This window comes from Prosthecobacter sp. GW821-HT29F12 (assembly GCF_058803405.1).
Genome location: NZ_CM179517.1, coordinates 969,601 through 986,886, shown reverse-complemented (window position 1 = coordinate 986,886; position 17,286 = coordinate 969,601). Strand labels below are relative to the sequence as shown.

20 protein-coding genes are annotated in these 17,286 nt (G+C 56.5%); 4 read left to right on the top strand and 16 right to left on the bottom strand.

Annotation, left to right across the window (positions count from 1 at the left end; translation table 11 throughout):
* Positions 1–46: 46 nt before the first annotated feature.
* The 9 genes from AC3RLQ_RS04095 to AC3RLQ_RS04055 all read right to left on the bottom strand — a co-directional run bounded on the left by AC3RLQ_RS04095 (position 47) and on the right by AC3RLQ_RS04055 (position 8,425).
* The gene (locus AC3RLQ_RS04095) at positions 47–964 is read right to left on the bottom strand and encodes a replication-relaxation family protein (RefSeq protein WP_422323761.1); all 918 of its coding nucleotides are present in this window, start codon (positions 962–964) and stop codon (positions 47–49) included.
* A 54-nt stretch (positions 965–1,018) separates the two neighbouring features.
* On the bottom strand, positions 1,019–1,948 hold the full coding sequence (locus AC3RLQ_RS04090) for an ArdC family protein (protein WP_493034591.1): 930 nt from the start codon (positions 1,946–1,948) through the stop codon (positions 1,019–1,021).
* Between the two features lie 138 nt (positions 1,949–2,086).
* Positions 2,087–3,364, bottom strand: a complete 1,278-nt coding sequence (locus tag AC3RLQ_RS04085) for a type IV secretory system conjugative DNA transfer family protein (protein ID WP_493034589.1) — start codon at positions 3,362–3,364, stop codon at positions 2,087–2,089.
* Between the two features lie 800 nt (positions 3,365–4,164).
* Positions 4,165–4,497, bottom strand: coding sequence for a type II toxin-antitoxin system RelE/ParE family toxin (locus tag AC3RLQ_RS04080; RefSeq protein ID WP_422323767.1), 333 nt, complete (start codon positions 4,495–4,497; stop codon positions 4,165–4,167).
* Complete coding sequence (locus AC3RLQ_RS04075; RefSeq protein ID WP_422323769.1) at positions 4,494–4,760, bottom strand: addiction module protein; 267 nt, start codon at positions 4,758–4,760, stop codon at positions 4,494–4,496. The genes AC3RLQ_RS04080 and AC3RLQ_RS04075 overlap by 4 nt, the downstream gene beginning before the upstream one ends.
* A gap of 43 nt (positions 4,761–4,803) precedes the next feature.
* Positions 4,804–5,646 (bottom strand): ParB/RepB/Spo0J family partition protein, encoded by an 843-nt coding sequence (locus AC3RLQ_RS04070; protein WP_422323771.1) that lies wholly within the window; start codon positions 5,644–5,646, stop codon positions 4,804–4,806.
* Complete coding sequence (locus AC3RLQ_RS04065; protein WP_422323773.1) at positions 5,643–6,485, bottom strand: ParA family protein; 843 nt, start codon at positions 6,483–6,485, stop codon at positions 5,643–5,645. The genes AC3RLQ_RS04070 and AC3RLQ_RS04065 overlap by 4 nt, the downstream gene beginning before the upstream one ends.
* Positions 6,482–8,215: a hypothetical protein gene (locus tag AC3RLQ_RS04060; protein ID WP_493034586.1), complete on the bottom strand. Its 1,734-nt coding sequence runs from the start codon at positions 8,213–8,215 to the stop codon at positions 6,482–6,484. Before AC3RLQ_RS04060 ends, AC3RLQ_RS04065 begins: the two co-directional genes overlap by 4 nt.
* A gap of 9 nt (positions 8,216–8,224) precedes the next feature.
* Positions 8,225–8,425 (bottom strand): hypothetical protein, encoded by a 201-nt coding sequence (locus AC3RLQ_RS04055; protein ID WP_422323777.1) that lies wholly within the window; start codon positions 8,423–8,425, stop codon positions 8,225–8,227.
* Between the two features lie 358 nt (positions 8,426–8,783).
* Here AC3RLQ_RS04055 and AC3RLQ_RS04050 point away from each other — a divergent pair, with 358 nt between their 5' ends.
* Positions 8,784–8,963 (top strand): hypothetical protein, encoded by a 180-nt coding sequence (locus AC3RLQ_RS04050; RefSeq protein WP_422323778.1) that lies wholly within the window; start codon positions 8,784–8,786, stop codon positions 8,961–8,963.
* Positions 8,964–9,126: 163 nt separating this feature from the next.
* Here AC3RLQ_RS04050 and AC3RLQ_RS04045 read toward each other — a convergent pair whose 3' ends face one another.
* Positions 9,127–9,513 carry a hypothetical protein gene (locus AC3RLQ_RS04045; RefSeq protein ID WP_461523732.1) on the bottom strand — a complete coding sequence of 129 codons (387 nt, stop codon included), beginning with the start codon at positions 9,511–9,513 and terminating at the stop codon, positions 9,127–9,129.
* A 162-nt stretch (positions 9,514–9,675) separates the two neighbouring features.
* Here AC3RLQ_RS04045 and AC3RLQ_RS04040 point away from each other — a divergent pair, with 162 nt between their 5' ends.
* Entirely contained in the window at positions 9,676–9,888 is a 213-nt protein-coding gene (locus AC3RLQ_RS04040; RefSeq protein WP_422323278.1) for a hypothetical protein, read from the top strand.
* Between the two features lie 145 nt (positions 9,889–10,033).
* Here the strand turns inward: AC3RLQ_RS04040 and AC3RLQ_RS04035 are convergent, their stop codons facing one another.
* Positions 10,034–10,420, bottom strand: a complete 387-nt coding sequence (locus AC3RLQ_RS04035) for a hypothetical protein (protein WP_422323280.1) — start codon at positions 10,418–10,420, stop codon at positions 10,034–10,036.
* Positions 10,421–10,635: 215 nt separating this feature from the next.
* Here AC3RLQ_RS04035 and AC3RLQ_RS04030 point away from each other — a divergent pair, with 215 nt between their 5' ends.
* Positions 10,636–11,292 carry a peptidoglycan-binding protein gene (locus AC3RLQ_RS04030; RefSeq protein WP_422323282.1) on the top strand — a complete coding sequence of 219 codons (657 nt, stop codon included), beginning with the start codon at positions 10,636–10,638 and terminating at the stop codon, positions 11,290–11,292.
* A gap of 402 nt (positions 11,293–11,694) precedes the next feature.
* Here AC3RLQ_RS04030 and AC3RLQ_RS04025 read toward each other — a convergent pair whose 3' ends face one another.
* The 4 genes from AC3RLQ_RS04025 to AC3RLQ_RS04010 all read right to left on the bottom strand — a co-directional run bounded on the left by AC3RLQ_RS04025 (position 11,695) and on the right by AC3RLQ_RS04010 (position 14,065).
* On the bottom strand, positions 11,695–12,000 hold the full coding sequence (locus AC3RLQ_RS04025) for a hypothetical protein (RefSeq protein WP_493034582.1): 306 nt from the start codon (positions 11,998–12,000) through the stop codon (positions 11,695–11,697).
* A gap of 330 nt (positions 12,001–12,330) precedes the next feature.
* Positions 12,331–13,332 carry a DUF2314 domain-containing protein gene (locus AC3RLQ_RS04020; RefSeq protein ID WP_493034580.1) on the bottom strand — a complete coding sequence of 334 codons (1,002 nt, stop codon included), beginning with the start codon at positions 13,330–13,332 and terminating at the stop codon, positions 12,331–12,333.
* On the bottom strand, positions 13,329–13,631 hold the full coding sequence (locus AC3RLQ_RS04015; protein WP_493034578.1) for a hypothetical protein: 303 nt from the start codon (positions 13,629–13,631) through the stop codon (positions 13,329–13,331). The genes AC3RLQ_RS04020 and AC3RLQ_RS04015 overlap by 4 nt, the downstream gene beginning before the upstream one ends.
* Positions 13,632–13,831: 200 nt before the next feature.
* Positions 13,832–14,065 (bottom strand): hypothetical protein, encoded by a 234-nt coding sequence (locus AC3RLQ_RS04010; RefSeq protein WP_461523729.1) that lies wholly within the window; start codon positions 14,063–14,065, stop codon positions 13,832–13,834.
* Between AC3RLQ_RS04010 and AC3RLQ_RS04005 the strand changes: the two genes are divergently transcribed.
* Positions 13,949–14,218, top strand: a complete 270-nt coding sequence (locus AC3RLQ_RS04005) for a four-helix bundle copper-binding protein (RefSeq protein ID WP_493038816.1) — start codon at positions 13,949–13,951, stop codon at positions 14,216–14,218. The genes AC3RLQ_RS04010 and AC3RLQ_RS04005 overlap by 117 nt on opposite strands.
* A 598-nt stretch (positions 14,219–14,816) precedes the next feature.
* On the opposite strand, the gene AC3RLQ_RS04000 is transcribed toward AC3RLQ_RS04005, so the two are convergent.
* On the bottom strand, positions 14,817–17,054 hold the full coding sequence (locus AC3RLQ_RS04000) for a bifunctional SulP family inorganic anion transporter/carbonic anhydrase (protein WP_493034576.1): 2,238 nt from the start codon (positions 17,052–17,054) through the stop codon (positions 14,817–14,819).
* Positions 17,055–17,286: the final 232 nt, after the last annotated feature.

Here is a 17,286-nt window from a genome sequence, read left to right as displayed (position 1 = left end):
TTTGCGGGATGTCTGCGTCATGCGAACACCTCCACAGCTCATGGTATCAGGCGACTTGAATTGACGGCACTTGACGAGACATCGTTTCCTGTGTTCCAACGCTGACGGGTGGATGAATCACCATGTCGTTGTAGTGCGCCATTTTGAACAGACGCTTCGGCAAACCTGCATCAGCAATGGCTTGGACAATGTTGTTGAGCCTTTGCTCGGAGATTGAAAGCAGCACCACCAAAGTGTTTGGCGGCAGCGAACCCGGCTTCTGGCTGAGCAAGTGGTAGGTGCGCAGCTTTTGCATGACAGAACTCTGTCGTTTGTTGCTGCGCGTGATCGGCATCGTGCCACGGTCTGCTTCGACAAGGTAGTGGGTCCGCACGACACGACCATCAGGCTGCTGCGTCTCAAAGGCGAACACCTTGTCAGGCACGACGGTTGCACTGCGTCCGTTGCATTGTTTGACCGACCAACGGAATGGCTGGTGACTTTCCTCACGGCCTTTCGGCTTCTCAATGTCATCCGCTGAAATGAAGCTCGCCCCTCGCGAACCATGGCAGAGCTGAGTGGCGATGAAGTCACTGACCAGAACGGTGTGCTCCAGGAACAACCGCCCGATGCTGCGGTTTCGCGTCGTCCAGTCCATCCGGTCAAAAGGCATGTTCAAGTCGCGTCGAAGACGACCCGCTCCGCGAGAAGCAAGGCCATAAATAATGCTGTGCGAACCGCCACGGTGATGATAGTCGAGCTGAGCGCGCGGTCGATCCAGATAGTCGTGATGGTATAGCAGACTGAGCCTGCGAAGCACCTGCTGTTCGCTGCCTCCAGCCAGACGAACAATCCATTCGGATCGAATGAAGCGATGTTCGGCGACAATGCTGAGAATGGTCAGATCGCGCCTGGTGAATTGAAATGATCCAGCGGCATCAGGATCACGCGTGAAGCGCGGGAGCCGCTGCTGTTTGCTCTGCATGCCTTCATTGTAACACGAACGAAGCCTCTCCGGGTATGGGAGAGGCTTCTTGATTCAGGTCGTCACACTCGACGTGGTCGAGCTTCCATCGCGGCTCGCCCGGTTCAGTATGAAGTCCGCAGCCTTGCCAGCGTTAGAGGCAGCATTGATGATCCAACGCTTATGTTCCTTCACGCGCAGGACGTCGAGCCAGCTTTGGAGGTAGGCAGCGGACTGCTCATGTGCATCGTGCACAAGGTGCGTCTCCATCCCAAGGAATGCTGCGCCCATCTCGGCAACGAGTTCTTCCTGGGAATACACTTTCCCTCCGAACCCGTCGTGCTTGATGAGGCTCTCGCGGTTCAGTCGGTTTGGATGGCCTGTGCAGTGGATGGCCTCATGATAGAGCGTTAGGTAAAATGCCTCGGCGCTCTCAAAGCTCGCGAAGGCCGGCATGTGGATCGTGTCCGTTGCCAGCCGGTAGCAAGCCACGGTGGTCGATCCTTCCTCAATGACGGGCGGAAGCTGCATCTCAGCGACAACTTGTTCGGCGGCTTGGATGCGTTCATGCGGGCTGAGCAAGGGAATGTTCAGCGCCGCAGGGAACGCGATGCCTTCGATCTGCGTCGCATTGAAGACGGTGTATTCACGAAGGAATAAACGCTTGCGCTGCGGCTCGTCGGATTCTTTGGCATGTTCACGCTCATTTTGTGAAGGTGGAGATTCGCCCACCTTGATCACATGAGCGCCGCGCTCGCCTTTGCGAACATGGCCGCCCAACTCCAGGGCTTGGCGGAAGGTCAGCCAGTAGGGCGATGGCAGGTGGCGCAAACCCAGCAAGAGCACGTTGACGCCCTTGTAGGTTTTGCCGGTGTGGAAGTTTCGAGGCATGCCAACCTCACGTTGCCACGGACAGCGCCAGGGAACGACGCCATTTTCCAAGTGGTTGATGATGATGTCGGTGACAGTCTGATAAGGATCTTTGAACTTTGCAGAGGTGCTCATGGGGCGGTGTTGCTGATGGTCAGATGAAGCCCACCTCGTTGTGAGGCAGGATTCAGACTGACCACCGCGCTTCCTCGGCCCCTGACTGCTCCACTATGAGCATATCAAATACATGCATAGTCTGACAAGATGGCTGACTCAGAACGACTCCTTGAGCCACCGCTCCAGCTTCTCCTCCACCACGACACGCTTCGTTGCGAACCGCTCCCGACTCCTTTTGATCAGTTTCTCACGCCGACCTTGATTTGTTTCGATGGGAGCCATCAATCGAGCGCGTTGGAAATGCATGGAACCGTCGTATGACTGGCTACGGATCAGGGTTTCGTAGCGTGGGAGATCGACGAATTGTCGCGCGTGGAATTCCTCGCCGAATTCGCCGTGCAGGTGCTCGGCATCGGTGAAGCCGACTCGGAAGGCGATGAGCGTGCCGACATTGCCGAAGACGGCATCGCGCACCGTGGGCGAGAGCTGCGTGATGTATTGATGACTCAGTGTGAGGTTGAGCCGATATTTACGGGCTTCAGCGAGGATACTGGTAAAGGACTCAGTGGCAAAGTTTTGGAACTCATCGACAAACAGGTAGAAGTCACGGCGCTCGGACTCGGGTTGTCGGCTGCGGGCCATGGCGGCAAGCTGGAACTGTGTCACGAGCAACGAGCCGAGCAGGTTTGCTTTGTCGTGTCCGATCTGGCCTTTGGCGAGGTTGGCGATGAAAATGCGGCCTTCATCCATCACGAAGGGAATGCTCACCTTGCTACTCACCTGGCCCACGATGTTGCGGATGATAGGGGAGAGCAGCAGTTGACCCACCTTGTTCTGAATCGGCGCGATGGCCTCCCGTTTGAATCGTTCATCGTAGCTCTCGAACTCGTTCATCCAGTAGTCCTTCAAAAACGGATCGCACACCTGACGCACGACCCACTGCCGGTAGGCCTCGTCGGTAAGCATTCGATTCACGCCGAGCAGGGAAGTGTTCGGGCAATGTGAGAGGGCGGCCACGGCATTGTGCAGGATGAACTCCAGTCGTGGCCCCCAGGAATCGTGCCAGAGGTTCTTGAGCGCCCCCACGATGCCGGACGCGATGAGATGCCGATCATCTTCGTGCGTCTGGGAGAACAAGTTCAGTCCGATGGGGAAGTCCGCATCGCCGGGATGGAAATACACGGTCTGCTCCGCGCGTGAGGGCGGGATGTGATCGAGCAATTCCTCCGCGAGGTCGCCATGCGGATCGATCAAGCCAACGCCATGCCCTTGGAGAATGAGCTGCAGGATGAGATTGCGCAGCAGCGTGGTCTTTCCTGAGCCGGTCTTGCCAATGACGTAGGTGTGGAAGCGGGCATCGGCCACATCGAACCCGAACGGCACCTCGCCGCCCCAGACTTCGCGTTTACCGATGTGAAGGAAATGATCGTTCATGCTGCTCAAGCCAGCCGCCGCTCCTTGATTGATGAGCCGGACGAACGCACCCGTCGTGTGGTTGGTGCGTGTCTGGCAAGACACTGAGCAAGCGCGTTGTGGGCGAGCCCTGTGGGTAATCAGCGACTGGCTTCGGCGGCTGAATGATAAGGGTAGTATATCACGAGTCGCGCGAACTAGTTTTCACCGCGTCGTGCGCCGAGTCGTGTGATAGTGAGCAGTCGTGCCCCCACGTGTTTGGGCGAAGGCCGTCCGTCGATAGACCGGCGGGCCGCAGCGCCCGACTTCACGCGGTTGGTCATTGGCCGAGGGCGGGTAGCCCGGTTCCGGCCATGACCTTTATCCACAGGTCGATCAAGTCCTTGTCGCCGAAGGAAACCGCGTGAAGTCGGGCGTTGAGCCCGAACACGTGGGGGCACCCGTGACAAGGCCCTGGCGCGAATCGCCGCTCAGTGAGGCCGTGCAATCGTGGTTCGCGCGTCAGCGCTCCGCCGCGATTTTTCGCGTGCCCCTACATACCATGTAAATAGGGGTGAAGAGAGGGGTTTGACCGTGTCGCCCAATATCTGTTTCGCGACATGACCCCGTAAAAATGGCTTCAATGCTGGTTTTTGACTTGTCGCTGTCCTTGAGCAAATTTGGGTCGCCCGTAGTTGGTTCGACGTGTCCTTGATCGACTCGTGGGAAAATCAAAAGAGCTGCTTCGAAGCAGCCCTGTAAAAAGTCGTGGTCTTGACGGATTCAGCGTTGTGTGGTGTGAATCGCAGTATTGATGGGTGAGTGCCCTACGCTGACGCGAATCAGAACAGTTTTTTCGCCTCACTGACACGGTTGCGCCAGTAGTAGGGGCGGCGTTTGGCATGGGCAATGGCGAGAATGACAACACGTTCCCGCCAGACCATGTAGGCGATGTAGTGTTCGTCAAAGCGCGGAGTGAGATTGGCGCGACGGGTCGGAGGACGGCGGAGATTGTAGATCAGCGGGTTGTCGAGGATGAGGCTCAAATGCCGGTTGAAGGTCGCATCGAAGGCGGCGGCGAGTGGTTGATCCTGCTCATCCAAGGCGGCGTAGTGCCGGATGGTATCATAGAACTCGGTCTGCGCAGCGGGATGAATGTCGAAGTCGATTCTCATGCCAGGCGCTTGATGCCGAGTTCAGCAAACAAGGCATCGGTGCCACGCTGCAACTCTGCGCCTGAGATTAGCGTAACCCGCCCTTCTTCAACATCCTTCACACGCTCGGCAATTTCGGCATCCCATGCCGCTTCAACAACGGAAGCATCCTCTCCGACCAAAGGCATGGAGTATTCACTCTGAAGATCACGCAGCAAGTGATCCACCTCGTTGGGTGCGAGGCTGCGGATTTCCTGTTTGATGTGTTCAATGGTGATTGGCATGGTTGGATTATATCAAATGGTATGGGGTTGTCGAGGGTGTGAATCAACGCAGCGAGTCGTCCTCCCGCACCTGCTTCTCCAGGTGGCGCAACGCTTCGAGCATCGCTTCCCTCGCCTGGGGTTCGCGTTTCGCTCGGAGGGTGGCGGTGCAGCTTCCCTGCCGGTGTTTGAATTGAATGACCGAAGTAGCGCGAGGATTTCGAGACGGGCTGACACCTTGCTGGGCATGATGATTCTCGATTCGGGCACGGATGCTGCGAGTGCTCTCCCCTGTTTTGGCGGCAGTGATCAGCTCCTCCTGAAGCTGGGAATCCCCCACCCTGGCGATGCGTAGGGCCATCTCGTAGCCGATGCCAGGCGTGGTGCGCATTTCCTCCTGCAGTCGAGCAGGCAGTTCCAGGATGCGGAGAATGCCACTCACCCACTGCTCGCTCTTCCCTACCTGGGTGGCAAGTTCACGCTGGGTCGCGACGGAATCGGAATCAAGCAGCGCGCGCAGGGTTTCCGCCAGTTCGACGGCACCAATGTTTTCACGCTGGATGTTGGAAATGAGACTCTTAAAACGACGGGTGATTTCATCATCCGGTTCACGCACGAGCACCTCGACTTCGGCGAGACCAACAGCCTTCGCGGCACGGAAGCGGCGGTGGCCGGTGAGAATGCGATAGCGGTCGCCATCCTGGGTGACTGTGATCGGTTCGATAATGCCGTGACGACGGACAGACTCGATCATGTCGTCCATGTTGTTAAAATTTTTACGTTCGTTGTCGGGGTCTTCCTGGAGCCGTTCAATGGATACGATGAAGCGGCCTCGTTTCGGCAGCCCGCCCATGAGGCCGGCTTTGACGAGATCGAGACGGCTTTTGCCTTCGGGTAGTTTGGTCATGCTGATGCTGAGGCGGCCTCGGCGTGGTGAGGTTCAGCTGATGAACTCACGGCAGCCGCTGCCTCCGGGTGGGCCTGTGGCCCGTTACTGAATAATTCCCGCACCTCTTCGACGAGGGCGGCCATGTCCTGCGCGCCTTTGGACAGCGGGCGGTAGTGGAAAATACTGCCACCATTTTCATCCACCTGTGCCATCCAGCCACAGGAGCGAATCTCGCTGCGAGCGGCGGCGATGCCATCATCACGGAGCAGCGTAAGGACACGCTTCCGTAAACCCGGCAGACGGGTCAAATTGCTCAGCACATGTAGCATGTGAAAGTCACTGCCTGAGCGAAGCTTGACGAGGAGCTTGTAGATGCTGGCGTAGCTCCTCACGGCCTTCGTACTCTCGAACGGGACGATGAAAGCATCGGCGGGAAAGATGGCGTTCTCCATGATTGGCGAAATTTGATTCGGCGAGTCGATGACGATGAAGTCAAAGCGGTCGGCGATGTGCTCCTCGGCGAGCAATTGAGTGAGCATGGACGGATAGCCTTCAGTCTGGCTGATCTCGCGTCCGAGGTCTTCGAGTCCATCGGAACTGGCGACGAACGACAGGCGTTCAAAGCCAGTGGGCTGGATGACTTCACTGAGTGACTGCTGCTGCGTGAGCGCGGAGACGAGGGTGCCCTCCGAGGTGAGGCCGTCCCCTGCGGCGAGCCACTGGGTGACCTGGGCCTGAGGATCGAGATCCATGAGCAGGACGCGATGGCCGTAGCGAGCCAGGCCGCTGGCGAGGTTCATAGCGATGGTGCTCTTGCCACAACCGCCCTTGGCATTGATGACGGTGATGATTTTCATGCGTTGGTTTGAAATGATTGGCTGTTAATGTCGGCATCCCATTGCCAAAAGTCCGGGAGGCCGAAGAATTCGCGGAAGGCGTTTATCTGCGCTGTCTCGGTATCGAAGTGATCGAGCACGCGCTTTGCCCAAGGTTTCGAATCGGCGGCCAATTCGACTCGTTCGCGCTCACGCTTAGCCGTGTAGCGGGCATAGTCGTCCGGGCTGCTGCGTTGCATTTCCGCCTGCTGCTCGTTCAACCAAGCGAGCCATGCTGTGCGATGGGTCTTCTCATGCTGCTCCCGGCGCTCGGTGATCGTCACGAGCTGAGTATGCAGGCGCTGCTTCTCGACTCGGACGAGGTAGCCATCGCCTAGCTGCCGAATCGCGAGCTGGAGCGATGGGAACGGGTTCCGCTGTTCACGCGCCATCTGGCCGATAACGCGCCCCCATTCGGCGGGAGTGTTCTGACCGCCACTGGCTCGGACAAGACGCTCCACGAAGATTTCAGCTACTTGGGCCTCGTGTGGCGAAGGCTCATTCACCGGTTCGCCGCGATTCCCGCCATAGGCGGCGTAGAAACATCGGGCGAACTCCCAACCAGAAGTGCCCAAAACTTGGGTCGCCCGTAGTTTTAACGGTGCAGGCCATCCCTGCTCAATAGCCCGGCGCAAGAGTCCTGCCGGACTCCTTGCCGGAGCCCGAAGCGGCAGCCAGGCGATTTGTTCTTCGATGACTTGTGGGCGGTGCTCCCGGATCAACTTGGCAGCCGTCTTCGCGCTGAACCCGATGGCGATAAGCTTTTGCGCAAGCTGGGTGTCTGCCGCCGGTTGCCTGTTTATAATTTCATTTCCTGGTTTCGTTTCAATACTGGTCTGAATTTCTGACTGATCGACTGGTTCGGAAATCTGACCGTTGCTAGTCTGCTTTTCTGACTGACCAACCGCTGGTGCGATTTTCTGACCGATCAGGGAATCCGACCAGCGCAGGGCATAGGTCGCGCTGCGTCGTTCATCGAAACGATGACTGAACACGCCGTCGGCCACACGGATGATGTAGTTCTTTTCCAGAGCAGTGCGCACGGCCTTGGCGAGGTCGGAACGGCTGCCAATGTGGGCGTAATTTTGAATATGCTGGAAGGAGAGCGCCACCTGCTGACGACGACGGCCATGCTTGGTCTGAAAGCCGATGCTGTGACGGATCACCGAGCCGACGACCTTGATGACTGAGAGGGGTTCATTGGGAATCACGACATCAAAGAACTCGTTTGGGATATCTGTGCGATTGCCGTCGCCTTCAAAAAAGCCCCGGAACTCGGCAGGCCGGGTGGTGTAGGCCGCCCCACTCCAGTTCAAGGCATAGAGCGCCGACTGGCCGGCATCATGCGCCAGTTTCGGTCGTCCTTCGCGAACGCATGCGAGGATGTGAGCGTTAAGAGCATCATCAAGGGCACTGCGGATCATGTCGCGGCTTATGCCCGCCTTGTGCTCCAACTCACTGTAGGACGCTTCGATCTGTTCCTCCTGCGGGTTGCCATTGGCATCGCACCATCCAAGCGTTTTGCGAATGAGGTAGCCGACGATGCGCACGACGCCACGCGAGAAGTTCGGAATGACCACGTCAAAGAACTGGTTCGGCGTGTAAGTCGTGTTCGAGGTCGGCGGTCTGAAGCCCCGAAATGTTGAAGCCGCCGGGCTGGGTGCCTTTGGTGCAGAGAGGACGATTCGATTTTCCGTAACCGTGTGCTCCATGGTTGTGTGCTAAAGCCGAATGACCGGCACGGGCTTCGCTGTCTCGACCTTTTGTTCATGCTGCTCCGCAAGCCACTTCACATACCACCGAAGAATGGCATTGATGATGAAGCTGCGGCTGCGCTGCTGCTCGCGCGCCAGTCCGTCGATGAACCCGAGCACATCGCTCTCGAACTTCACGCCCGCAGATTTTCGAATGATCTTTTCCATGCCCTCATCTTACCATGAATGTGACACGACCGGTCACATCGCCCTGTGGATAACCTGCATGCCCTCAAAACTTGGGTCGCCCGTAGTTTTGTATTGATCCGGCGCAGCCGCATCATCGTAGCGTGACTGCGGATGAGTGAACAGGAGCCTCGTGGAAAGATGGGGAGGCACCTGTGAAGCTCATCCAGCAGTGGCACTCTTCATGGGTGGGTGGAGGAATCGCCTGGCTTGTCATTCGCGCAGCGAGGCCAAGCGGGGCGATGGTGGCTGGATGGCTCCACGCACTTGGGATGCCGCAGATGACGAGGCTGCCGCAAGGGCGGTTTGCATCTGGGACAACCCAATAACCACAACCGACATGAAACTACCATACATCCTCAGTCTCCTGGCCATGAGCTGCGCTCTCGTCCTCGGTGCCCCGGCGGAGAAGAAATACAAAGAAGACGGCTGCTGTGACAAAGCGCAGAAAGCGGGAGGCAAATGCGAGCATCCCTGCTGCGTGAAGGCCGAGAAAGACGGCAAGGTCTGCGAGAAGTGAAACAAGTAGCACGCCCTCCAGTCTTGTTTGAGTGAAGAACCAGCCTGGGATCCAGGCTGGTTTTTTGTCGGTTCACCGCCTTTGATTTGATCAATTCATTCGGTTTATAAGGCCCGCTCACACGGCGCGCACGCCCCCGTTCAAGAAGCGTCGATGAACCGACTCAATGCCTGCTTTGACTCTTTTCCATCGCCTTCATAAAACGCGCCCCGTCTTCAGTAGACATCAGGCGGCTGATACCCTCATGATGATGGTGCTTTTCACCCGGCCTGAGAACACGACTGAAAGAGAAGGGGCTGCCATTGCCATGGAAGTCCAGTTCAATCTTTTTGATACGTGCGGCCTGCTCGTCGTTGATGTGATATATAGTTTTCCATTCCTCCACGGTCTTGGAGATGGAGGCCTCCTGCAAATGAATGGAGTAGAAGTGCCACAACAGCGTAGGGACAACGAAGAATAAAATCAAAAAGCCGATGATCTTGAGCTTATCGGCAATAGAGAACTTGGTGGGTGGTGGCGCGCTCTTTTTATTGCGCTGCTGTTTTCTCATAAGCTTGTTTATTCATCGGCTGCGGCCGCCATGCATACATTCCGAGTGCCACCGCGACAACTGTGCTGAGGAGGACAGACATCGCATTCAATGCTGGCGAGGTGGTGATACCATAACGGTCAGTTTGGTGCCTGAGAACAGCAAGTAAGCGTGGGTGACGGCATGAAACGACTTCTCTCCGTAGAAAATTTCGCGATTTCTTTGTTTCGGTTAGTCATGGTGAGGATTTTGGTGGTGCCGCGTGCGCAAGCGGATCTGCTAAATTATGAATCAAATCATAACCCCACAGCACTAACCAAACGCGAAGGGAGGGCGAATTTTTCACAGAACCAACCATGCCTGACGCAGGATGCAATTTTCGTCTTCGCCATTTGATGAAAAACACCATTATAGTGTCAATGCGCAAGCATTTGGAGATGAGAGGTCCCATTCCACGAAGCAGCCGCCGATCACCACCTTGTTTGAGGGATATCAACGGGCCATAGGCAACAGGGACTGTGGGGTTGTGAAGAGACACCGGCTAGTGGTGCCCGGAATGACCACCGAAGTCGAGATGGATGCCAGGCACACTGAGATGCACGCCATTGTTGCTGTGGTTGGAGCCGTGCCCAGAGCTGTGACCATATCCGTGGTTTGGTGTGGAAGGCTGATAGCCACTGTGTGGGGAGTTTGGCGCATAGTGCTGGTAGCCGCCGTGTCCATAGCTGGGGCTGGGTGCATAATGTGGGTAGCCGCCGTGTCCGCCGCCGTGGTTTGGTGTGTAATGCTGGTTGCCGCCGTGCCCGCTACTATGCCCTGAGTTGTGACTGCCGTGCTGTGAGGCGGAGTGATGCGGATCTCCGGCGAACGAGATGGCGGGAAAAATGACAAGGCCAAGAGTTACGGTCAGGCGTGCGAGGTGTTTCATAGTGGTGGTGTTGATGGATGTGATGAGAGCACAAATGGTCCGACGTAGTGCGGTGGATGTTATTCATGCAAAACTAGGGTTTTATTGCTTTCGGGTCAAATTGACGCCTCATATAAATTGTAGATTAGGTGTAGTAATTTTATTTTCATCCCATTTGACACTGCTGCCAATCTAGGTGCCTTCTTGCTAAGAAACGGTTATATCTCGATCAAACCATGAACACACATCTTGTAAGCACCTTTATTATCCTCATGTCTGCGTTTGCTTTGGCAACGACAGCGGAAGCCCAACACAGCCATCATCAGCACGGGTCAGCGACATCCCGCCACTGCCAGACGGACTACGATCATCGCCCGCACTATTACCACTCTGGCACGCACTATCATTACTGTCCGGGCGGCGGACACCAGCCTGACGGCGGTCACAGCCACGGCGGCAGGAACTACGCTAGCAACTACGACCCGATGGTCGTCGAAATCCAGCGTGTTCTCGCAGTTGGACATTATTATCAGCATGAACATCACCAGGCCGATGGCATCTATGGCCCGGAAACTGCCGATGCGATCCGCAGTTATCAACGGGCCAAAGGGCTCCCAATCACAGGCATGATTGATGCCGCACTGTTTACGGCAATGGGCATCGCCGCACCCGTTTATGGGACAGCAGCCCCCATGCAGGGCCAAGCCCCAGCGCCGGGATTGGCGGGCGGCGCAGGTGATGTTCTGACTCCTGCCGAAGCCGCTGGAATAATGCGTGTGTCTGAGGCGGAGGTTGTCGCCCTTTTGGAAAAAGGCGCGCTGAGCGGCAAACAGATCGGCTCCTCATGGCGCATCTCACGCAGCGCGATCACTGAATACTTGAACAGACCTTGACTCTTCGCTTCGCCATCAGCCCATATGAAAACACGCTTATTCATTCCTGCCTCAGTCTGCTCGGTTCTGGGTCTCCTCTCAAGTAGTTGTGTCATGCCCTATCCGCCGGGTGGCGGCCAGAATTTGTCTGGCACCCCCTATTCATCTGGGCCCACGTCATACTCCAGCCCGTATGCTCGTCCTGGCTACAGCTCAGCCGGGAATGATGACGGCAGCACGGTGCACTGCGGTGTGGATTCCGACCATCCGCCACATCGATATCATTCCCGCATGCACCATGAGCATTACTGCCCGGGCGGGCCGCATCACCACCATTGAACGCCATCTTAATGGACGTAAAAACCCCGCCGTAATAGCTTACGGCGGGGTCTTTTCTGTCAGACGCGCTCCTGTTAGGGTGGCTCAATGACGGCCATCGCGCCCGCCAAGGTTCGAATGGAAGGTGGGCGTGCTGCCATGTTCCCGTAGATTGCTGCGATGACCGTTGCTTGGGCGGCAGTTGTGGCTGGCGGTGCGGTAACCATACACGGGGTTTCTGTGGCGGTCATAGCCCGTGACGGCGTGTTCCCGGGACAACGGCGTGCCGCATGAGCCACAGTTGTTCGAGGAGTTGCGGCTGGAGCCGTGGCCCTCAAACGCATGCGAAGTGGCAGGAGCGAGAACTGCAAAGCTGGCGGTAAGAGCGAGGAGGGTGAAGAGTTTTTTCATGATGAGTGGTGATCCGGATTTATTGGTTGCCGTATTCTTGCGGCGTGAACATGAGACGAGGGTCTGAGGGGCTTATTCGAGGTTCTTCGAAATATTTCTCCCCGCAGCAGCTGGACAAGGTCTCGGGGGCTCCTCGCTCACCACGCGCTGCTGGTGCGTGAAAGCTTTTAGTATTCGAGAGCCTGAGGGGTGCTGCTGATTTTCAGTGCGGCAGGCGGCATCCAGCGAAGCACAACATGGGCGCGGCCAGCAGCAGCAGGAACCAGCCACAAACAACCCTGCTGGGAGGGCTGCTCCCAGCAGGGTCGGCTGCTTCGAACTTGGGCCGCATTATTTTTTGGACTCAGCCTGCGTCAGTTCATCGAACACGCGCAGGGTAAACCCACCTTTGACATCGTCTTTGCCAGGGCCGGTAGTGTAGAGCCAGTCATCCACATCGGCGATGGGGATGTGGATGTCGGCACCGTGCTTTACTTCCTTCAGGGCCACGGGATTGTTGTCCAGCAGGCCGTGGACGAGCTTGTCATCAATCTTGGTGACATGCAGCCACATGAACTCACTGTTCTTACCTTCCATGATCGGACCCTTGACGGAAAAGCTCTGATCTTTGCTCCGAGCTTGGAAAGCCTGGAAAAATTCAGGCCAGTTCTTTTTGGCTTCAGCGCGCGCCGCGATCAAGCGAGGCTCGTCGTCGGGGATGGAAACCGTGCGGAGGGAAGCGGTCTCGTCGATGTCACTCAGGCCTTCGAGCGGATCCTCGCTTTGCAGATGGGCGATGACCAGCTCCGAGTCATTCGGATGGAACTGATCCGTATCAGGGCTGTAGATGGCGAGAGTTTCCTTGCTCACGAACTGCGCGATGAGCTTGCCGATTTGTTGATAAACACCGCGCAGGTCTGTTTCGTTATTTTTCTCCAGCCAGTCCACCGAGAGCCAGGCGTGGTGCTTCCGAATCCCTTCAGCAAGGGCCGGATCTTTGATTTCTGCGGCGAGCTTGTCGCTCTCCGTGAAGTAGGGCTTGGCCGTACTGTGAATGGCAAACCTGCCGGAGGTGCCTTTCACCACAAAGATCGAATCCATGGTGGTAACAGAGCTTTCAGGCACTTCGCCGCCCCAGGCTTTTGAGGCTGCCTTTGACACCGAGGTCGCCTCCAACGTCCGCGGTTCACTCAGCAACAGAACCAGGGAGACGATGCGAGAGGAGGTCTGTTCCGCGTTTTCAGTCTGTTTGGCGGGAACCTCTGCCTGGAGCAGGCCGACGTAGAGCAAGCCGCACGTGGAGAGCAGGGCGATGCGACGACTCAACGGCGCTTGGAAGATGGGGGTTTTCATAGACGGCGGAGAAGTTGGTTGACGATGCTGTTGTGATTGCTGTTGCCGTAGTTGCTGTAACGGTGGCGGCTTTGCCCACGATAATTTGGCGAGTACGCGGGACGAGGGTTGTAATGCCCATTGGGAGAGTATCGGGGAGGGCTGATGTAGCGGGGACTGTAATGGTGAGTTTGATTTTTGCTGCCACGGTGCTTGTCCTTGGCAATGGCGGGCAGCGCGAGAAGGAACAGCACACTACAGAGCAGCAGGCTCATTCGCCGCATGCAGCGGGAGGAAGATGGGATGGGTTTCAGTTTCATAATCATCAGGTCATGGGTTCGAGGGTTTGGTCACTCTTTATTCCATCGCAGCACGGGAACGATTTCGCTATAGGGTGTAACCCCTGCCCACGGCTCAGATCACCGGTGAAAATCGAAGACTGAATATTTAAACGCTCAAAACGCGCGCGAGAAACGAACGCACTTCCGGCTGAGAGACCCCAGACGGTCTTGAGGCGATATTAACCAACCCAACCAACCGAAAGGCTCCAATGCAAGACATCCACAAACATCAGACCCCGGAAATGCATGATTGCATCCATGCATGCGAAGAGTGCCACGATATCTGTCTTCACGCGATCCATGACTGCTTGAAGAAAGGTGGCGAACATGCCGATGCTCATCACATCGGCCTGCTGCAGGATTGTTCCCAGATTTGCCACACAGCGCATGACTTCATGCTGCGGCACTCCCATCTTCACCACATCACCTGTGGGGCATGCGCTGAGGTGTGCGAGGCCTGCGCGCAGTCATGCGAGCAACTGGGTGACAACGACTGCGCAGCCGCCTGCCGCAAGTGTGCCGGGGCATGCCGGACGTGCGCTGGGTCAAGCGAGTCGAAAGCCTGAGCCAAGTCTGGCATTCAAACCAAGGGAATGGTGCGCCCGGTCTATGGGCGCACCACTGTCCTACGGTGAGCAGGCTCATGTGCCTTGGCCTAGCCGCGTCTGTCGTGGAACGCCGCTTTTTATCCTTCTCCCCCATGTCGCAAAGGTTTGATAAGCGCACCCCGGCCAGCTGCGCGAACTTCGTGGCCGGAACCCCACTGTGTTGAAATTTCAGAACCAGTTCCTCACGCCGCTGCGACGGCACGCGCACCCGTCCACGGCTGTCTGCCTTCAGATGATCGATGTCGTATCCATAAACGTCGTAGCTGGTCTGCAACGACGTTTATAATACCAGCACTCTCAGATGGCACTCCGCGTGACGCTTACGTAAATTTGCCGTCTTCTGAATTTGGATTGCTAAACACCGCTAGAGCGGAAGTAAGGGGCTTACAGGCAAAGTGTGGCCTAGCTACTGTTTAGTGGTGTCCAGAATGGCCCCGAAAATCTAGATGGATGCCAGGGACGCTGAGGTGCGCGCCATTGTTGCCGTGTTTGACGCCGTTTCCCAAGCTTGGGATCATCGATAGTCGTTAGTGCGTTCTATTGTGGGCAGAGCGCTTTACACCCCGGCTGCCATGGTTATCGGGAGTTTTTCCACAGCGGATTCAGGAGTTTGAAAGAACACGATCTCACCTGTGGTGATGTCATACATTGCACCTACGATTGCAATTTTGCCACTGCTCACCAGCCCGTCCAAAGTGGCGCTGCGTTCGCGAATCATGCGCATTGTCCGCAGAACATTTCGACGTGAGACCTCATTGGCGTAGGCTGTCTTTTCAACTTGTGACCATTGACCGGAGTTCTCGCATTTGGAGCGGTCCACTGATTGCTGAATTTCCGCAATCAGAGAACTCAAGTTCATGCAGCCCGTGGCCTCGCCCACCGTCTTGTGACTGGAGATGAGATCAACCGCGGCGTTCACCGCCCCGCAGGCTGTGTGGCCCATCACCAGAATGAGCTTGGCACCGGCGACGGCACAGCCATATTCCATGCTTCCGAGCACCTTGTCACGGGCGATGTTACCTGCTACCCGAACGCTGAAAATGTCCCCCAACCCCAGGTCAAAGACCAGTTCCGCCGGAGCGCGGGAGTCCATGCAACTTAGTACCACCGCCATCGGGAACTGGCCGGCTGAGGTTGCCCCGACCTGGCGGCCCAGATCGCGGACCAGACGGTTGCCGGTGAGGAATCGCTGATTTCCCTCCTGGAAAATTTCCAGCACCCGCCGTGGTGTCAGCCCGCTCTGAACCTCTCGACTGCTGTAGTCCACATACTGGATGCGGTCCTGAAGCTTAGGGTAACGGTCTTTGAATCCCGCGAGACTGACTTGAACTCCGCGTGCCTCGGCGGTGGTTGTCTTGAAGTCGGTGATCAGGTCAAGAATGTCCGGGTCGATGTAGTCAGTCTCGCTGGCGTCGAGCAGCAGGTGACCTCCTCGGGGAACTTCGCGGAGCGTTGCTTCCAGGGCTGCGCGGCTCAGGAAACTGACTTGGTTGGCCAGTTCGACGCGAAGAACTTCATCTCCGGCGGCATGTTTTTCCATGGTTTTCTTCATCGGCCGGCGCATGTTGCTGTGCAGTATGAAGAAGACGGCAGCACCGAGGCCAATAAGAATGCCATCCAGGAGATCGGTCAGCACGATAGCCACGACTGTGATGATGAAGGGAAGGAACTGCGGACGCCCCTCGCTCCACATTTGCTTCACGAGCTTCGGGCTGGCGAGCTTAAGGCCTGTGACGATCAGGATGCCCGCTAAGACTGAGAGCGGGATATAGTTCAAAAGGGTCGGGATCAACGTAACACAACCAAGCAGCAGCATCCCGTGAATGATAGTGCTCGACTTGGTTTTGACGCCCGCATTGATGTTCGTGGAACTGCGGACAATGACGCTGGATATCGGAAGTCCGCCGAGAAGACCTGCCGCGACATTACCGATCCCCTGGGCCACAAGCTCGCGGTTGGGTGGGCTGGATCGCTGTTCTGGGTCGATCTTATCCACAGCTTCAAGGTTCAGAAGCGTCTCCAGTGATGTGACGAGGGCTATCGTGACTGCCGCCATGTAAATTTTGGAATTGTTCAACACACTAAAGTCCGGGTGGTTGAGAAATTTAAGCAAGCCCTGAATGGAATCTGCCACCGGAACTTGAACCAAATGAGAAGGAGCAATCGCCCAATGACCGCCTGCGTTCCGGAGCAACAGGCTCATGACTATGCCCACGGTGACGACAACCAAAGGTGCTGGAACCGGACTATTCTTCAGCCATTTGATTCTGTCCCATGTCAATAGCAGTGCCACAGAAACTAGACCCACACATGCCGCTCCAGGCTGAATATTGAACCATGTCTCGACCAGTGCGGAAAAAGTGTTCGTGTTGCCGGTCTGATGGAACGAATTATGCCCCATAGGAGCCGCATCATAACCGAGGGCGTGTGGGATCTGCTTGACGATTAGAATCACACCAATGGCGGCGAGCAATCCCTTGATAACGCTTGATGGGAAAAAGGATGCGATGAATCCGGCCTTGAAGCCACCCAGGGCGATTTGAATCAGCCCGGCCAGCATGACCGCTACCAGAAATGCCTCGAAACTTCCAAGCGCTGCTATTTGAGCGACGACCAAAGCGGTTGAGCCAGCGGAAGGGCCGCTGACGCTGGTATGAGAGCCGCTTATAGCGCCAACGATCAAGCCGCCTATGACGCCTGCGATGATGCCCGAGAAGAGCGGAGCGTTCGATGCCAGGGCCACCCCAAGGCAAAGGGGCAGTGCGACTAAAAACACCACGAGACCGGCGTTCATGTCACGGGGGAGAGATTTGAAATAGAGAGAGTTCATGAGAATGAAATTTTGCGAGAAAGTGAGTTGTTCTAGATGAACGACCAAGAGGAGGATGCTTGAGAAGGTCTGAAAGTTGGAAGCGATTCGATGGCTTTTTACGAGTGTTCAAAGAGCGCCCGGCATAAGGCCTGGGCGGGTGAGTGTGGAGCGAGCTTTGATCACCCGCAGAATTGTGCATATGATTCGCAAGCCG

Bases quoted from the DNA above. Each gene is read 5' to 3' on its own strand.
- AC3RLQ_RS04095 (WP_422323761.1), bottom strand. From the start codon at position 964: ATGCAGAGCAAACAGCAGCGGCTCCCGCGCTTCACGCGTGATCCTGAT.
- AC3RLQ_RS04090 (WP_493034591.1), bottom strand. From the start codon at position 1,948: ATGAGCACCTCTGCAAAGTTCAAAGATCCTTATCAGACTGTCACCGAC.
- AC3RLQ_RS04085 (WP_493034589.1), bottom strand. From the start codon at position 3,364: ATGAACGATCATTTCCTTCACATCGGTAAACGCGAAGTCTGGGGCGGC.
- AC3RLQ_RS04080 (WP_422323767.1), bottom strand. From the start codon at position 4,497: ATGAGAATCGACTTCGACATTCATCCCGCTGCGCAGACCGAGTTCTAT.
- AC3RLQ_RS04075 (WP_422323769.1), bottom strand. From the start codon at position 4,760: ATGCCAATCACCATTGAACACATCAAACAGGAAATCCGCAGCCTCGCA.
- AC3RLQ_RS04070 (WP_422323771.1), bottom strand. From the start codon at position 5,646: ATGACCAAACTACCCGAAGGCAAAAGCCGTCTCGATCTCGTCAAAGCC.
- AC3RLQ_RS04065 (WP_422323773.1), bottom strand. From the start codon at position 6,485: ATGAAAATCATCACCGTCATCAATGCCAAGGGCGGTTGTGGCAAGAGC.
- AC3RLQ_RS04060 (WP_493034586.1), bottom strand. From the start codon at position 8,215: ATGGAGCACACGGTTACGGAAAATCGAATCGTCCTCTCTGCACCAAAG.
- AC3RLQ_RS04055 (WP_422323777.1), bottom strand. From the start codon at position 8,425: ATGGAAAAGATCATTCGAAAATCTGCGGGCGTGAAGTTCGAGAGCGAT.
- AC3RLQ_RS04050 (WP_422323778.1), top strand. From the start codon at position 8,784: ATGAAACTACCATACATCCTCAGTCTCCTGGCCATGAGCTGCGCTCTC.
- AC3RLQ_RS04045 (WP_461523732.1), bottom strand. From the start codon at position 9,513: ATGAGAAAACAGCAGCGCAATAAAAAGAGCGCGCCACCACCCACCAAG.
- AC3RLQ_RS04040 (WP_422323278.1), top strand. From the start codon at position 9,676: ATGAAACGACTTCTCTCCGTAGAAAATTTCGCGATTTCTTTGTTTCGG.
- AC3RLQ_RS04035 (WP_422323280.1), bottom strand. From the start codon at position 10,420: ATGAAACACCTCGCACGCCTGACCGTAACTCTTGGCCTTGTCATTTTT.
- AC3RLQ_RS04030 (WP_422323282.1), top strand. From the start codon at position 10,636: ATGAACACACATCTTGTAAGCACCTTTATTATCCTCATGTCTGCGTTT.
- AC3RLQ_RS04025 (WP_493034582.1), bottom strand. From the start codon at position 12,000: ATGAAAAAACTCTTCACCCTCCTCGCTCTTACCGCCAGCTTTGCAGTT.
- AC3RLQ_RS04020 (WP_493034580.1), bottom strand. From the start codon at position 13,332: ATGAAAACCCCCATCTTCCAAGCGCCGTTGAGTCGTCGCATCGCCCTG.
- AC3RLQ_RS04015 (WP_493034578.1), bottom strand. From the start codon at position 13,631: ATGAAACTGAAACCCATCCCATCTTCCTCCCGCTGCATGCGGCGAATG.
- AC3RLQ_RS04010 (WP_461523729.1), bottom strand. From the start codon at position 14,065: ATGGGAGTGCCGCAGCATGAAGTCATGCGCTGTGTGGCAAATCTGGGA.
- AC3RLQ_RS04000 (WP_493034576.1), bottom strand. From the start codon at position 17,054: ATGAACGCCGGTCTCGTGGTGTTTTTAGTCGCACTGCCCCTTTGCCTT.